Consider the following 17210-nt stretch of genomic DNA (forward strand, 5'->3'; position numbering starts at 1 on the left):
GACATATCTTTCGTAGTTAACATTTATTAAAGCAATATTCTGCGGAAACATTTGGTTTTAATAGAGTATACGAGGAAAATATGGAATTTTTAATGTATTGATACTGAGTTATTTGTAATCTTTGATATTTGTCTTTATATTTCAATGTTAAACACTCTTGTTTTGTCTTTTTTATGTGTGTTTTAGGGTATCGAATATTTACAATAGAAAGGGCTGTTTTACGCTATTGTATATTTATTGCTATCAGTTTTGAATATAGTTCACCATAGAATGCAATAAACACAGGCTTCTATTATTTTAGAATCAGTCAGATAATAACTCGGTGTCCTTTGTGGTGAACTTATTTATTTTTAGTTTCATTTGCCGGAGAGAATAAAAACTCTCTGGCTATTGAAATTAAAATAAGGAGTTTTTGTTGCAAAGTTCAGAAATAACCATTACTTTTGCTGCCCGAAACCCTAAGGAGAGGTGCTCGAGTGGTTGAAGAGGCACGCCTGGAAAGCGTGTATACGCCAAAAGTGTATCACGAGTTCGAATCTCGTTCTCTCCGCAACAAATGAAGCCCTGCATACATGATTGTATTGCAGGGCTTTCTGCATTTTTTGTAATATTTGTTATCCGGATTAGCATTTGGCCCTTCTCAGTTGTATTAGTTAAAACGCAGATTTACTCAGATTGATTAATTTTATTACAGCGCAGCCATTTTATTAGCAAAAGTCTGCGCTCATCAATGTTTCAGTCCTAAACAATAAATCAGCATGATACAAAATAATTTTGCACATTACTCATTAAAATAAATAGTCTTTATGTTGAAGAAACTTTGCTTCTCTTTGCTGGCTATGTCAGCATACATCCTTTCTTCTTGTTCGGGCCCATCTGCCAGACAAGAGGTTGCTGTGCTTCCCACGCCCGTTCAGTTAACAACACAGTCCGGTATGTTTGTATTAAAGAACGGACTTAAGATTGGTGTCTCCGATGAGTCGTTGTTACCAGCTGCGCAGTATTTACAAACTATATTGCAAAATGCAGTAATTTCTACTGCGGAAGTAGGCGGACAGCCTGCTGATATCTTTTTGAAATTGACCGATACCAAAGGGAAAGAGGGAGCGTATAAGTTGAATGTCACTTCCGGTAATATAGTAGCGGAAGCTGCTGATTATTCCGGTATCATTTCTGCTATTTCTACTCTCCGACAGTTATTACCGGCAGCTATTGAACAATCTTCCCAGGATGCTTCTCATTCTATCCCCGCCGTAAGTATAGAAGATGCACCGCGTTTGGCATGGCGCGGGATGATGCTCGATGCTTCACGTCACTTCTGGAACAAAGAGGAGGTGAAGCACGTGCTCGATATGATGGCTCTTTACAAATTGAATAAATTTCACTGGCATCTGACCGATGATCAGGGATGGCGTATTGAAATCAAACAATATCCGCTACTTACCGCAAAAGGAGCGTGGCGTAAATTCAATTCCCACGACAGAGAGTGTATGCATCGTATGGTAGAAGAAGATAATCTGGATTTCCGGATCCCTGAAGATAAGATGGAAATAGTAGAGGGAGATACGTTGTATGGCGGATATTATACACAGGATGACATTAAAGAGATTGTGGCTTATGCCGCTCAGCGTGGCATTGATGTAATACCGGAGATTGATATGCCGGGACACTTCCTGGCAGCTATTAATCAATATCCGGAGATTGCCTGTACGGGGCTGATCGGCTGGGGAAGTGTGTTCTCATCTCCCATTTGTCCGGGAAAGGATTCTACTTTGGAGTTCTGTAAGAATGTTTATAAAGAGGTGTTTCAGCTCTTTCCTTATATGTATGTACATATGGGAGGTGATGAGGTGGATATGGCCAACTGGAAAAAATGTGCTGATTGTCAGCGCCGCATGAAGCGGGAGGGGATACAATCAGAAAATGGATTGCAGGCATGGTTTGTGCGCCAAATGGAGACGTTCTTTATGGAGAACGGAAAGAAGTTTATTGGTTGGGACGAAGTTATTGCAGATGGTCTTTCTGACAATGCTACTATTATGTGGTGGAGAAGCTGGGCACCTAAAGCTATTCCCACTGCTACTTCCGAAGGCAAGCAGGTGATTAATACGGAGAATAATTATTTCTATTTCGATTATCTACAGGATAAAACGACACTGCCTAAGTTATTGGCTTATGAACCCATACCTGCAGAACTTACTCCCGAACAGCAAAAACGGGTGTTAGGTGTACAGGCCAATTTCTGGTGCGAATGGATTCCTTCTATGAAGCGTCTGGAATATATGATGATGCCGCGCTTGCTTGCACTGAGTGAAATAGCTTGGGTAGAACCTTCTGCCAAGCCTAATATAGATGACTTTTACAAAGCCCTTATTCCTCAGTTTAAACGGCTGGATGCTATGAATATTAATTATCGTATCCCCGATTTGGAAGGCTTTTATAATACGAATGCTTTTGTGGATGAAGCCACCCTGGATATCAAATGTCCGCTTCCTGATGCTGAAATACGTTATACTACAGATGGTAAATTTCCGACAAAGGCATCTCAACTATACGAGGGGCCGCTGAAGGTGACAGAAACCACAGAGTTTACATTGCGCACATTCCGTCCTGATGGTTCGGCTTGTGATATGGTGAAAACTAAGTTTGTGAAAGCTCCTTATGCAGAGGCAGATGGTACGGCAACTGTTTCAGGAGACGGGTTGAATGTTGTATGGCATGATTTTAAGGGAGAGAAGTGTGCTGATATTGATGCTGCTCCGGTGAAGGATGCATATGTGGTTGAAACGGTGTCTATCCCTGAGGGAGTGAAAGGAGATATCGGACTGGTGTTGAAAGGCTACTTGCAGGTCCCGGTCGATGGAATATATACACTGGCTTTGCTTTCGGATGATGGCAGTACGCTGTTGATTGACGGAAAACTGCTCATTGATAATGACGGACCTCATTCACCGCGTGAAGTAATAGCTCAGGTGACTTTGAAGGAGGGACTTCATCCGATTGAAATTCGTTACTTCGACAATAATGGCGGTACGTTGGAGATGTCTTTAATCAATGAAAAAGGAGAAAAACAAATACTTGGTAAAGATTGGTTGAAGCATTAAGAAAGTATTATATATATTATCACAGAATAGCATGGCGTTTCAGAAAATGCTATTTCTCTGATTTCTAGCAATAAAACTCTGCTCCACTCTGTGGTGAGTTCAACTCAAAAGGGAGAAGTCCTGTTGTATTTAAAAATATAGCGGGACTTCTTCCTTTTTGTTAATGAACATGAAAAAGAATCCTTCCGGTTTAACTTTCCCCTTCATCTGAGTTCTAACCTATAAAGCCCAGAAGAACAGATGATAAACGAAAATAAAATCAGGGAGACTTGTGCTTCCAATCCTGAAAAGGGGTTCAGAATGCTGGTAGACAGTTTTCAGGAACCGATATATTGGCACATACGGCGTCTTGTTGTGTCCCATGAGGATGCGGAAGATATTATTCAGGAAGTTTTTATCCGTATTTTCCGGCATTTGGAACAATTTCGTGAAGAGAGTTCGCTTATTACCTGGATTTATAAGATAGCCACTAACGAGAGCCTTCGCTTCTTGAAAACCCGCAAAGCAGAGGTTGTTTCTGCTGAAGAGATACAGGAGGAATTGCTCGATAAGTTGAAAACTTCCGATTACGTAGACTATGAAAATGAGTTGGCTGTGAAGTTTCAGACGGCTATTCTGAAATTGCCGGAAAAGCAACGGGTGGTGTTTAACCTCCGTTATTATGACGAACTGGACTACGAGGCCATTAGCCAGATAACGGGTGACCGTGCGGAGACACTCAAAGTGAATTATCACTATGCGAAAGAAAGAATAAAGGAATACATTGTAAATAGTTAGAGTTATGAACAGAGATTTTGATTTTGATGACATTGGGAAGCGGATGCCTTATAAAACGCCTGAATCTTTCTTTGAAGACAACCGGCGTAGGATACTAAAGCATACGTGTGGAGAGGAACGCCGTGTGAAGAATCGGTTGCACATTATCATTCCGACTGTATTGGCTGCCGCTGCGCTATTGGCCGGATTGTTATTCATGCCACTGGAACCGGGGGGGGGGGAGGTACCTACTGCATCACCGACTCTTGTACTGATGGCTGAAACGGAGTCTGCTAACTCGGATGCGATGGATCATTTTATAGAGAATCTGTCGGATGAAGAACTACAGGAACTTGCCGAACTTTCGGAAACTGATATATTTTTATTTTAATAGATAATTAAAAAAGAAGGAGAACAAATGATGAAAACAAGAATTATTATTATGCTTTTGGCTGTTGTTGCTATGTGTAACCAGTCCGCTTTTGCACAAGAGAAAAAACGTCCGGATAGAGAACAGATTCAGGCCATGCAATGTAATCAGGTAGTGAAGGCGTTGATGCTCGATGATGCTACTGCTGCTAAATTCGTTCCTGTGTATCAGAAATATCTGAAGGAGTTGAGTGAGGTACGTATGGAGAATGCCCGCAAACCCAGAGTGAAGGATGCAGCTGCTACACAGCCAGCTCCGAAGGCTATCCCTACGGATGCGGAAGTAGAAAAAGCGATTAAAGATCGTTTTACACAGAGCCGTAAATTGCTGGATATACGTGAGAAGTATTATAATGAATTTCGTAAGATACTTTCCCCTAAACAGATAATGAAGATTTATCAATTAGAGAAAGGGAATGCACATAAATTTCAGAAAGAATGGAAAAAACGCCAAGGACAAAAACAGGGACAACGGGCGGAAGCAAAGAAGGGTAATATGCAACGTGGCAACAACAATGTGAAGTCGCAGAAATAAGCTCAATTTGTGATGAATAATAAGAATGTACACTTTTGTCATACAAGAATGTACATTCTTGCTATATATAAGTGTACACTCTTGTATGACAAAAGTGTACATTCTGATATTTGTTGATTATCAGTGTGTTATGTTTTTGTATTGAAACGCATATAGCTTTGTTTTTATTGCATGCAGGCGAGGCGTAGTCTCCAGGCAGGATGAACCATTTCTTTATTTGTTGGTTCATTCAGTATAATATTAAGTATCAATTTATGACTCAGATAAAAATTAAGCGGGTATATGAAGAACCTGCCGATACAGATGGATATCGCGTTTTGGTAGATCGCCTATGGCCTCGGGGGATGAAAAAAGAGTATTTGAAATATGATGTCTGGGAAAAAGACATCACTCCTTCTCCGGATCTGCGTAAATGGTTTCACGGAGATATTGCCGGACATTGGAAAGAGTTTGCAGCAATGTATGAAAAAGAACTGGAAGGCTCTGCTGCTGTAAAGGAGTTTCTTACAAAAATAGCGTCTTATAAAGTTGTTACTCTACTGTATGCTTCCAAAGAACCTGTATATAATCATGCTCGTATTTTGCAACAATATTTAGAGATACACCTTAAGTAATAGTTACTTATTATCGTTTTTTTGCTACTTTTGCCCTCCGGGGCGTTAGTGTTTTTTGCTTTTCAGTTGTATTATATACTGTAAGAGGCCACACTTTTGTCTTCTTAAAACTAATATGTATTGAAACATTTCAAAAAAACGAATAGATATGAGACTTATTTCTGCACTAATCGGATGCTCTTTGTTACTGGGAATGGCCGCTTGTACTCAGACATCTACATCGCAAGACTACACGGATTTTGTAAATCCTTTCATCGGTACCGGAGGACACGGACACACTTATCCGGGAGCGGTGGTTCCCAATGGTATGATTCAACCGAGTCCGGATACACGTATTTATCAGTGGGATGCCTGTTCGGGCTATTACTACAATGATTCTACCATCAATGGATTTTCGCACACTCATCTTAGCGGTACAGGGTGTGGCGATTATGGTGATGTACTACTGATGCCTACTGTTGGCAAACAGGATTATCAGGCTATGGGTTCGAAAAGCCAGCAGATGGCTTATGCATCCGCTTTTTCACATCAGAATGAAATGGCTCAACCGGGGTATTATTCTGTAGTGCTGGACCGGTACAATGTGAAAGCAGAACTTACGGCAACTAAACGCGCAGCCATTCATCGTTATACTTTTCCACAATCTGATGAATCGGGTTTTATTCTCGATTTAGACTATAGCCTGCAACGCCAGAAGAATGAAGAAATGGAATTGGAGGTAATCAGCGATACAGAAATATGCGGACGTAAGAAAACGGTTTACTGGGCTTTTGATCAGTATATCAATTTCTATGCAAAATTCTCTAAACCATTTACTTATACAATGGTGACTGATTCTATGGTGCTCGACGAAGGTGGTCCTTTGTTGCCTACTGCTAAAGTTTTGCTGCATTTTAATACCAAAGCCGGTGAAGAGGTGTATGTGAAAGTGGGTATTTCGGCTGTTGATATAGATGGAGCACGCAAGAATGTAGAAGCTGAGATTCCCGAATGGGATTTTAATGGCGTTCGTAAAGCGGCACGTGCTTCATGGAATGACTATCTGGCAAAAATAGATATTGATACTGATGATAAGGATCAGAAAACGATGTTCTATACCGCTCTTTATCATACTGGTATGCAGCCCAATCTCTTCACTGACGTAGACGGTCGTTATTTGGGTATGGATCTGAAAGCTCATCAGGGTAGTGTGAATGAACCGATGTATACTATATTCTCTTTGTGGGATACGTTCCGTGCTTATCATCCGTTGATGACCATTATTGATCCCGATTTGAATGAAGCATTCATTCGCTCTCTTATCCAAAAGCAACGTGAAGGTGGTGTATTCCCCATGTGGGAACTGGCTGGTAACTATACCGGTACAATGATTGGTTACCATGCAGTGCCGGTCATTGTAGATGCTTATATGAAAGGGTATCATAACTTTAATGTAAATGAGGCTTATAAAGCCTGTTTACGTGTGGCTGAGTATGATACGACAGGGATTAAGTGTCCTCCGTTGGTACTGCCTCATCTGATGCCACAAGCCAAATACTGGAAAAATAAAATAGGTTATGTACCTTGCGATAAAGACAATGAGGCTGTAGCCAAGGCGTTGGAATACGCCTACAATGACTGGTGTATCTCTGCATTTGCCGAGAGCCTTGGAGATGCTGCCAATCATGAGAAGTATGCCAAATTTGCCGAAGGGTATAAAACTTATTTTGATCCGTCCACACGTTTTATGCGTGGACTTGACAGTAAGGGTAATTGGCGTACACCGTTTAATCCCCGCTCTTCTACACATCGCAACGATGATTATTGTGAAGGAACAGCCTGGCAATGGACTTGGTTTGTACCTCACCAGATTGACGGACTGGTTGAACTGATGGGGGGCCGCGAAGGGTTCATTAGCAAACTCGATTCATTGTTTACTGTAAGCTCTGTTTTGGAAGGTGAAAATACTTCAGCTGATATCTCCGGTCTGATCGGACAATATGCTCATGGCAATGAACCCAGTCATCACATTATTCATATGTATAATTACGTGGATAAGCCTTACAGAACACAGGAACTTGTAGACAGCGTATTGCAAACGTTGTATTTCAATGATCCGGATGGGCTTTCGGGCAATGAAGACTGTGGTCAGATGTCTGCATGGTATATACTCAATGCGATGGGATTCTATCAGGTATGTCCCGGAAAACCAGTGTATTCTATCGGTCGCCCTCTTTTCAACAAAGCTACGGTGAATCTGAAAGATGGTAAGAAATTTACGGTTATAGCTAAAAATAATAGTCGTGAGAATAAGTACATCCAGTCTATGGTGTTGAATGGAAAACCGCTGGATAAACCTTTCTTTACACATCAAGACATTGTAGATGGGGGTACATTGGAATTAACAATGGGGAAGGTAATTAAAAAATAAAAATTAAAAAATAAAAGAGGAGCTGCGCTGTAGGTTGAGAGAACAACTACAGTGCAGCTTTTTTTTCCTCCCCTCTCTTTCCAATTAATATTTAATTTTCAACTTTCAACTTTCAATTTTCAATTAAATAATCCTACCTTTGCTGTCGGAACCCCAAAACCAATAAGTTATGAAGTATAAATTATTAGTTCTTGATGTAGACGGAACGTTGCTCAATAGTGAAAAGGAAATCAGTAAACGTACCCTTGCCGCTTTATTGAAAGTGCAGCAGATGGGAGTACGTATCGTATTGGCTTCCGGCAGACCTACATATGGCCTTATGCCCCTTGCCATGAAGCTGGAACTTGGAAACTATGGAGGCTTTATTCTGTCTTATAATGGTGGGCAGATTATCAATGCGCAAAATGGTGAACTCCTGTTTGAGCGTAGGATAAACCCTGAGATGTTGCCTTATCTGGAAAAGAAAGCCCGTAAAAACGGTTTTGCTATCTTTACCTATCATGACGACACTATTATTACCGATTCACCCGAAAATGAACATATACGCCAGGAAGCTGAGCTTAATGGTCTGAAGATAATCCCTGAAACGGAATTTTCAATTGCAATAGACTTTGCTCCTTGCAAATGTATGCTTGTCAGTGATGATGAAGAAGCCCTTGTGGGACTTGAAGAGCACTGGCGCAAACGACTGAACGGTGCGTTGGACGTATTCCGTTCCGAACCCTACTTCCTCGAAGTGGTCCCTTGTTCTATTGATAAAGCGAATACCTTGGGAGCTTTGCTCGAAACACTGAATATCAGTTCAGAAGAAGTTATCGCTATTGGTGATGGTGTTTGTGATGTTTCTATGATACAGTCTGCCGGGCTGGGCATTGCTATGGGTAATGCGCAGGATTCAGTAAAGGTATGTGCTGACAGAATCACCACTTCTAATGATGAGGATGGAGTAGCGATAGCTGTAGAGAAAGCTATTCTCTCAGAAATACGTCCGGCAGAAGTTCCTTTGGACGAACTTAATCAACGGGCTCGCCATGCCTTGATGGGAAACCTGGGCATTCAATATACTTATGCTTCTGAGGATAGGGTAGAAGCTACTATGCCGGTAGACGAACGTACCCGTCAGCCATTCGGTATCCTTCATGGAGGGGCAACGCTGGCACTGGCCGAAACAGTGGCAGGACTCGGTTCGATGATACTCTGCAACCCCGACGAAATAGTAGTAGGTATGCAAGTCAGTGGAAATCATATATCCTCTGCTCACGAAGGAGATACGGTGAGAGCTGTGGGAACAATTGTTCATAAAGGACGCTCTTCGCATGTCTGGAACGTGGATGTGTTTACTTCTACAGCCAAGCTGGTGTCTTCAATACGGGTAGTAAATAGTGTATTGAAAAAAGGATGATTAATACAGGAGAACAGGAAGCCTATATCCTCGTGGATCGTTTTATTGAGACTGGAATGCCTTTTGCCATGTATCGTATACCGGGAGAAAAGGTTATCCATTTGATGGTACAACTCAACAGTGAAGTAAGTCTGTTTAATGATATAGAAGAGTTGAATGGACGGAGTGGCTTTGTGATAGCCCCTTTTCGGATAGGGAAGGATGCACCGATTGTGTTGCTGAGGCCGGATGAAGTATGTGAAATAGAGTTTGACTCAACGAAAGAGTGTTCGGATGACATAAAGCCGGATTATTATAGTCCGGTAGCGGAACGGGCGCCAAAGTCTGTTCATTATGCGCCATGTACGGACAAATATGCCGGTTGTTTTGGCATTTTCATCAAGGCATTGCGTCAAAAGCAGTTCGATAAGTTGGTACTTTCCCGTGATCAGAAACTGGACGTTCCATCGAAATTTTCACCGGCAGCAGCTTTTCATGAGGCTTGTAGGAGGTATCTGTATTCCTATGTCTATTTATGCTATACTCCACAAACCGGGGTATGGTTGGGTAGTACTCCGGAAATTATTCTTGCAGGAGAAAAAAATGAATGGAGCACGGTAGCACTGGCTGGTACACAGTCTCTTCAAAATGGAAAATTACCACAAGAATGGGATGATAAGAACCGTGAAGAACAGGAGTACGTTGCTTCGTATATTCGGAGCCAGCTTCTTTCTTTTAATATCCATCCTGAGGAAAACGGTCCTTATCCGGCATTTGCCGGGGCACTGTCTCATTTGAAGACTGATTTTCATTTCTCATTGCCGGATAGCAATAAACTGGGAAATTTGCTGAATTTGTTGCATCCCACACCTGCCGTTTGCGGACTTCCCAAAGAAGAGGCATATCGGTTTATTCAGGATAATGAGAAGTACGATCGTCGATATTACTCTGGTTTCATTGGTACATTGAATCCCAGTGGAAAGACTGATTTATATGTTAATTTGCGTTGTATGAATATAAGTTCTGAACAATTGACTCTCTATGCCGGTGGCGGATTGCTCGCTTCTTCCGAATTGGAGGACGAATGGTTGGAGACGGAAAAGAAAATGCAAACAATGCTTAATCTAATTGAAAGTTGAAAATTGAAAATTGAAAGTTGGCTGCACTATCACGCTGCATAGCAACTTTCAATTTTCAACTTTCAATTTTCAATTTCAACTAAATAAAGTGTATACAGATAAGAAGAATATTCTCCAATTAGTGGCGTTGCTCGAAGCACATGGAGTGACGAAGATTGTATTGTGTCCGGGGAGTCGTAATATTCCCCTTGTTCATACCCTGTCCACCCATCCTTCCTTTAAGTGTTATTCTGTAACGGATGAGCGTAGCGCCGGGTTTTTTGCTATTGGGTTAGCTCTGAATGGTGGAGCACCTGCTGCCATATGTTGTACTTCCGGTACAGCTTTGCTCAATCTACATCCGGCTGTAGCCGAAGCTTTTTATCAGAATGTTCCTTTGGTTGTCATCTCTGCTGACAGACCTGCTGCCTGGATAGGGCAGATGGATGGGCAGACTTTACCGCAACCGGGTGTTTTTGGCACGCTGGTGAAGAAATCAGTAAACCTTCCGGAAATCTATACGGATGAAGACGAATGGTATTGTAATCGTCTGGTTAATGAAGCTTTGCTGGAGACACATCATCATGGCAAAGGACCGGTACATATCAATGTCCCTGTCACCGAGCCGATATTCCGTTTCACTACTGAGACACTTCCTGAAGTACGGGTTATTACCCGTTATCAGGGTTTGAATATTTATGACCGGGATTATAACGATCTTATCCAACGGCTCAATCAATATCAAAAGCGTATGATTATTGTCGGACAGATGAATCTGATTTATTTGTTTGAAAAAAAATATTCGAAGCTACTTTACAAGCATTTTGCCTGGTTGACAGAGCATATTGGAAACCAGACCATTCCAGGTATTCCTGTGAAGAATTTCGATGTGGCAATTTATGCAATGGACGGAGAGATGCAAGGAAAAATGGCACCGGAACTATTGATTACTTACGGTGGACACGTTGTATCCAAACGTCTGAAGAAGTTTTTGCGGAATAATCCTCCAAAAGAACATTGGCATGTATCTCCCGATGGAGAGATAGTCGATCTTTATGGTTCATTGACAACTGTGATAGAAATGGACCCCTTTGAATTTCTTGAAAAAATTGCATTTTTACTTGAGAACAAAACACCTCAGTATCCTTTGTTGTGGGAGAACTTCTGTAAAACATTGCCACAACCCGAGTTACCTTATTCGGAGATGTCTGCAATCGGAGCATTGATACAAGCATTACCCCAACAGTGTGCGCTTCATTTAGCTAACAGTTCGGCGGTGCGTTATGCCCAGTTGTTCACTGTTCCTGCAACGGTAGAAGTTTGTTGTAATCGGGGGACGAGTGGTATTGAAGGTTCTTTATCCACTGCTGTTGGCTATGCTGCGGCTTCGGACAAATTGAACTTTGTAGTCATTGGCGATCTTAGTTTTTTCTATGATATGAATGCTTTGTGGAATGGAAATTTTGGTGCGAATCTGCGTATTCTGCTGTTGAATAATGGAGGAGGGGAAATTTTCCATACGCTGCCGGGATTGGAAATGTCGGGTACATCGCACAAATTTATTACTGCTGTTCATAAAGCATCTGCCAAAGGATGGGCGGAAGACCGCGGTTTTCTTTACCAGAAAGTGGAAGATGAGGTGCAATTAGAAGAAGCAATGCAATTGTTTACACAACCGGAGCCTATGACGCAACCGGTATTGGTAGAGGTCTTTACCAATAAGAATAAAGATGCAAGAATTCTGAAAGACTTCTATCATCAGGCTGCCGGACGTGAAAGTGCACCGAATAAAGAGAAGAAATAAATAGTACTTCAAATTTCATTCATAGTTATGGCAGCGTTTTATTGAAACGCAAATAATCGCATATTAGATGGTTTGCTGTATTTGAGGGGATGATATTCTTTGCGTGAATTTGCGATAATCTGCGTTTCAATGATACGGTTATTTAATTAGGATACAGTACTTAAATTTATAAAAAAGAAGAATATGTCAGAAAGAAAATGGGAAACAATCAAAGAATACGAAGATATTCTTTTTGATTACTATAACGGCATTGCCCGTATTACTATCAATCGCGAACGGTATCGTAACGCATTCACGCCTACTACTACCGGTGAAATGAGTGATGCGATGCGTATTTGCCGTGAAGAGGCCTGTATCAGTGTAGTTGTTATTACCGGAGCAGGCGATAAGGCTTTTTGTAGTGGTGGCGATCAGAATGTAAAAGGTCGCGGAGGTTATATTGGAAAGGATGGGGTACCTCGTCTGAGTGTATTGGATGTACAGAAGCAAATTAGAAGCATTCCTAAACCTGTTATTGCTGCTGTAAATGGTTTTGCTATTGGTGGCGGACATGTGCTCCATGTGGTTTGTGATCTTAGTATTGCGTCAGAGAATGCCATCTTCGGACAGACGGGGCCTCGTGTAGGTAGCTTCGATGCTGGTTTTGGATCCTCATATCTTGCCCGTGTGGTAGGACAGAAAAAGGCACGTGAAATTTGGTTCCTTTGCCGTAAGTATAATGCACAGGAAGCACTTGATATGGGATTGGTGAATAAAGTGGTACCTTTAGAGCAACTCGAAGATGAATATGTTCAGTGGGCAGAAGAGATGATGCAACTCAGTCCGCTTGCTCTTCGTATGATTAAAGCCGGATTGAATGCTGAGCTTGACGGACAGGCAGGCATTCAGGAGTTGGCGGGTGATGCAACGATGCTGTATTATATGACTGATGAGGCTCAGGAAGGAAAAAATGCTTTTCTTGAAAAGCGTAAACCAGATTTTAAACAATTTCCCAAATTGCCATAATAAAGAAGATCGGCTTTCTTTAAGAGTATAAATGCTATGTACGATATAAAGATTCATCCTCATAAGCTCTATTTTAAGCAGCCGGCGGGTACATCACGAGGTACTTACGTCACTCGTGATGTATGGTATCTTCATCTTACTTCTGATATGTATCCCGATAGGATAGGTATTGGTGAGTGTGCTCCGCTCCCTAAACTGAGTTGCGATGATATTCCTGATTATGAATCAGTCTTATCCCGAATCTGTAACCGTGTGGCTGCCGAAGGGACTTTTTCGGTAGAAGAACTTCGGGAGTATCCTTCTATTCTCTTTGGACTCGAAACTGCTTTCCGTCATCTGGAGGTAGGGAGTTTTGCACTTTGGAATACGCCTTTTTCACATGGAGAAGTTGGAATTCCTATTAATGGTCTTATCTGGATGGGCGATTACAAAAAAATGCTTGAACAGATTGAAATGAAGATGCAAACAGGATTCCGTTGTATCAAATTAAAAATAGGTGCTATCAATTTTGAGGAGGAACTGACTTTATTACGTTTTATTCGTTCTCATTTCTCTGCAAAGGAAATAGAGCTTCGTGTGGATGCTAACGGTGCTTTTTCTCCGGTTGATGCAATGGATAAGTTAAGCCGTTTGGCGGAGCTTGACCTGCATTCCATAGAACAACCTATTCGTGCCGGACAGTGGGAGGAAATGGCACGTCTTACTGAGGTAAGCCCTTTGCCTATCGCATTGGATGAAGAGTTAATCGGAATCAATACTTCAGAAAATAAGCGGCGTTTGCTTGAACAGATCCGTCCTCAGTATATTATCTTGAAACCATCCCTTCATGGAGGTATTGCCGGTGGTGACGAATGGATTCGTTTGGCTGAGGAGCTGACAATCGGCTGGTGGATTACTTCTGCTCTCGAATCTAATATTGGATTGAATGCTATTGCTCATTGGTGTGCTACATTTAATAATCCTTTGCCACAGGGACTTGGTACCGGTGCCTTGTTCACTAATAATATAGAGATGCCTCTTGAAGTAAGGAAAGATTGCTTGTGGTATTCTGTAACACATTAATTATTGATTTGTCATGCAACTGAATAGATGTGAGCAGAGTTTGACATTAGAAGGCAAAAAGTACTCCCGGGAAGAAATAGTGCATCTGATTAGTAATGTTTCAGAAGTGACTTCTCCTTTTTTGCTCGATTTATATCATTTTCTTGCTGATTGGTTTAATGACTCCCCTTTTATAGAAGTCCATACTTCGGGCTCTACTGGGGCACCCAAAGTGTTGATGGTCCGTAAAGAACAGATGATGCAAAGTGCCCGTTTGACTTGTGAGTTTTTGAATCTTCGTATAAATGACACTGTTTTACTCTGCATGCCTTTACAGTATATTGCTGGTAAAATGGTAGTGGTTCGCGCATTGGTGGCTGGCTTAAATCTTATATTACGTACTCCCTCCGGGCATCCGCTTGCCGATGTGGATATGCCACTTCGTTTTGCGGCAATGGTACCTTTACAGGTTTTTAATACTTTGCAGGTACCACAAGAGAAAGAGCGTCTTAGTCACACAGATATACTTATTATAGGTGGAGGTGCTATTGATGCAGCTCTTGAGGCAGAGATACGTTCATTACCCGGAGAAATTTATTCTACTTATGGCATGACAGAAACACTTTCACATATCGCTTTGCGCAGGTTAAATGGTATTTCTGCCTCTTTATATTACCGGCCGTTCCCTTCAGTCGAGCTTTCATTATCTCCTGAAAGTACATTAATGATAAAGGCACCCTTGGTTTGTGACGAAGTGTTGGTTACAAATGATGTGGCACAACTTTATCCGGATGGTAGTTTTATCATCATTGGAAGAAAGGACAATATTATTAATAGTGGAGGAATTAAGATACAGGCAGAAGTAGTGGAGGAATTATTGAAATCTCTTATAACAGTTCCTTTTGCAATAACCTCCATTCCGGATTTAAAGTTAGGACAGGCGGTTGTACTTCTGTTGGAAGAAGGAATGAATACAGATATGCTAAAAGAAAAGATTCATTCTGTATTACCTAAATATCAATGCCCCAGGCAAATACTTGTAATTTCTCATCTCCCTCTTACAGGTAGTGGAAAAATAGATCGGGCTAACTGTAGATTGTTTGCGGAAAAAATGGTACAAATATGATCCTTTTTTTATCTATTACTTTATAAGGATCGAATATAATATATGAAAATTAAAAATGGTAGATAATCCTTTAATTCTACACGTAAAATTTTAAGAGCCTGACCGATTCGGTAATTAACAGTCTGTGGAGAAACTTTTAATTTGAGGGCAATTTCTTTATGGGTGAGATGATACTTCCTGTTTAATTCATAAGCCTCCCGAAATTCAACAGGTAGTTTTGCTAATGCTTTGTCATAAAGTCTGAATAGTTCGTTTTCTAAATAAAAGTCAGGACTTATGAACTCTTTCTCGTATTTATCGGCTATTTCTTGGTGGACTTTTCGTTTAATTTCATGATGAGTTATACGATTTAATGCCTTGTTTTTTACTATGGTAAAAAGCAGAGTTTTTAGTGTAAGTTCTGCAATCAGACTTGAACGGTTTTCCCATAACCACATCATGGTATCTTGTACGATTTCTTCTGATTCAATTTGGGAAACATATTGAGAACAAAACGCACATAATCCTCGAAAATAATAACGGTATACTTCTTCGAAAGCCTGTACATCGCTGTCCTTTAATGCGGCGATTACGGTACTATTATCATTTATATCTAAAGGTTTAGTAAAGTTCCCCATTCTTTTTAATTAAATATACAACAAACATACTTATAATTTCTCCATTCTCAAAATGAATCATTAAATAATATTTTTTTTTCTATTTCATTTAGTATCTTTGCTGCCACAATTGTATTACCTACGACAATAGTATATATTAGGTATAAAGATTGAACATGATGGATGAAATGAAATTACTGAGCTACTTCAATGGAGAACTCAGTGAAGAGGAAGTTTTACAAGTAGAGACTTGGTCCAAAGCTTCTGAAGAAAACCGGAAGCTACTTGAACAAATATATTATACAGCATTTGTCGGGGATCGCGTTGCTGTGATGAACTCAGTTGATGTAGAAGGTTCTCTGAAGAAGTTGAAAGTTGCAATGAAGCCCAAAGAGAGTGCAGTAAAGAAGCGTCGCTCTATTGGTTGGAAGCGTTATGCTATTCCATTGGCTGCTTTTCTCACTGGAATTGTATTTACTATCGGCTTTTCTTATTTGGCATTAAATAAAACATCGAATTATATTGTGGCAACAACAGCTGGACAGCGTGCGCAGTTTGTGTTGCCGGATGGTTCTAAGGTATGGTTGAATGCCTCTACTCAGTTAGCTTATAAATCTTCTTTATGGAGTCGGGAACGTCAGGTAAATCTTACGGGTGAAGCTTATTTTGAGGTGGCACGTGATGAACATGCTCCTTTTATTGTAAACAGCAAAAACATAAAAACGCAGGTGTTGGGTACGAAGTTTAATGTACGTGCTCGTGCTGCAGAAGAGAAAGTTGTTGCTACTTTGCTGAAAGGTTCTATTCGTGTTGATTTACCTCGGGAAAATAATGAGGGTTTCATTTTAAAACCAGGACAGATTCTTAATGTGAATACTTCAACTCTGCAGGCAGAACTTACAGAATCTTCTTCACCCCGGGATGTACTTTTATGGATACAAGGAAAACTTGCTTTTGAGCAAGCTACGTGTTTAGAAATGACGCGATGTCTTGAACAGCACTTTGACGTTCATTTCTATTTTAAAGATGAACAATTAAAAAAAAGAACGTTTTACTTGTGAGTTCCGTACGGATGATAATATAGAAGATATTCTCTCTGTATTATCATTAACCAAACGTTTCCAGTATAAAATAGACGGAAATAAGATCTATTTATCTGCCGGGAAATAAAAATAGATAAATTCTAAGTACTCATCAACTAATAAATTAGAGAGAGTATATCAAAGAAGAGTTTGCATGTGATGTATGTGTCTCTCTTTGATATACTCTCTTTGTTTTTTTATCTATCTTT

At 40.7% G+C, this 17210-nt stretch carries 13 protein-coding genes, 1 tRNA gene and 1 pseudogene; 14 read left to right on the top strand and 1 reads right to left on the bottom strand.

What is annotated here, in order from left to right; translation table 11 throughout:
* The first annotated feature begins 462 nt into the window (after positions 1-462).
* The 13 genes from ACESQI_RS12415 to ACESQI_RS12475 all read left to right on the top strand — a co-directional run bounded on the left by ACESQI_RS12415 (position 463) and on the right by ACESQI_RS12475 (position 15323).
* Positions 463-550: transfer RNA gene (locus tag ACESQI_RS12415), tRNA-Ser, on the top strand.
* Between the two features lie 256 nt (positions 551-806).
* Entirely contained in the window at positions 807-3104 is a 2298-nt protein-coding gene (locus ACESQI_RS12420; protein ID WP_373126208.1) for a family 20 glycosylhydrolase, read from the top strand.
* A gap of 240 nt (positions 3105-3344) precedes the next feature.
* Entirely contained in the window at positions 3345-3881 is a 537-nt protein-coding gene (locus ACESQI_RS12425) for an RNA polymerase sigma factor (RefSeq protein ID WP_002561911.1), read from the top strand.
* A gap of 4 nt (positions 3882-3885) precedes the next feature.
* The gene (locus ACESQI_RS12430) at positions 3886-4251 is read left to right on the top strand and encodes a hypothetical protein (protein WP_122202197.1); all 366 of its coding nucleotides are present in this window, start codon (positions 3886-3888) and stop codon (positions 4249-4251) included.
* A gap of 27 nt (positions 4252-4278) precedes the next feature.
* Positions 4279-4824 (top strand): hypothetical protein, encoded by a 546-nt coding sequence (locus ACESQI_RS12435; protein WP_007484735.1) that lies wholly within the window; start codon positions 4279-4281, stop codon positions 4822-4824.
* 254 nt (positions 4825-5078) lie between these two features.
* Positions 5079-5438: a DUF488 domain-containing protein gene (locus ACESQI_RS12440; protein ID WP_007484736.1), complete on the top strand. Its 360-nt coding sequence runs from the start codon at positions 5079-5081 to the stop codon at positions 5436-5438.
* Positions 5439-5586: 148 nt separating this feature from the next.
* On the top strand, positions 5587-7848 hold the full coding sequence (locus ACESQI_RS12445; RefSeq protein WP_195661544.1) for a GH92 family glycosyl hydrolase: 2262 nt from the start codon (positions 5587-5589) through the stop codon (positions 7846-7848).
* Between the two features lie 169 nt (positions 7849-8017).
* Entirely contained in the window at positions 8018-9250 is a 1233-nt protein-coding gene (locus ACESQI_RS12450) for a Cof-type HAD-IIB family hydrolase (protein ID WP_007484738.1), read from the top strand.
* A complete protein-coding gene (locus tag ACESQI_RS12455) occupies positions 9247-10368 on the top strand; it encodes an isochorismate synthase (protein WP_373126211.1) in 1122 nt (373 codons plus the stop codon). Before ACESQI_RS12450 ends, ACESQI_RS12455 begins: the two co-directional genes overlap by 4 nt.
* Before the next feature lie 88 nt (positions 10369-10456).
* On the top strand, positions 10457-12151 hold the full coding sequence (menD, locus tag ACESQI_RS12460; protein WP_320908762.1) for a 2-succinyl-5-enolpyruvyl-6-hydroxy-3-cyclohexene-1-carboxylic-acid synthase: 1695 nt from the start codon (positions 10457-10459) through the stop codon (positions 12149-12151).
* Between the two features lie 183 nt (positions 12152-12334).
* Complete coding sequence (gene menB, locus ACESQI_RS12465; protein ID WP_002561903.1) at positions 12335-13156, top strand: 1,4-dihydroxy-2-naphthoyl-CoA synthase; 822 nt, start codon at positions 12335-12337, stop codon at positions 13154-13156.
* Between the two features lie 36 nt (positions 13157-13192).
* On the top strand, positions 13193-14218 hold the full coding sequence (locus tag ACESQI_RS12470) for an o-succinylbenzoate synthase (RefSeq protein ID WP_256143143.1): 1026 nt from the start codon (positions 13193-13195) through the stop codon (positions 14216-14218).
* Positions 14219-14231: 13 nt separating this feature from the next.
* A complete protein-coding gene (locus tag ACESQI_RS12475) occupies positions 14232-15323 on the top strand; it encodes an AMP-binding protein (RefSeq protein WP_195350694.1) in 1092 nt (363 codons plus the stop codon).
* A 20-nt stretch (positions 15324-15343) separates the two neighbouring features.
* Here the strand turns inward: ACESQI_RS12475 and ACESQI_RS12480 are convergent, their stop codons facing one another.
* Positions 15344-15940 carry an RNA polymerase sigma-70 factor gene (locus ACESQI_RS12480; protein WP_007484745.1) on the bottom strand — a complete coding sequence of 199 codons (597 nt, stop codon included), beginning with the start codon at positions 15938-15940 and terminating at the stop codon, positions 15344-15346.
* A gap of 158 nt (positions 15941-16098) precedes the next feature.
* Here ACESQI_RS12480 and ACESQI_RS12485 point away from each other — a divergent pair.
* Positions 16099-17089 (top strand): annotated as a pseudogene (locus ACESQI_RS12485) (FecR family protein).
* Positions 17090-17210 lie beyond the last annotated feature (121 nt).

The sequence above is a fragment of the Bacteroides sp. HPS0048 genome, from assembly GCF_964240755.1.
In the GTDB taxonomy this organism is placed as follows: domain Bacteria; phylum Bacteroidota; class Bacteroidia; order Bacteroidales; family Bacteroidaceae; genus Bacteroides; species Bacteroides nordii.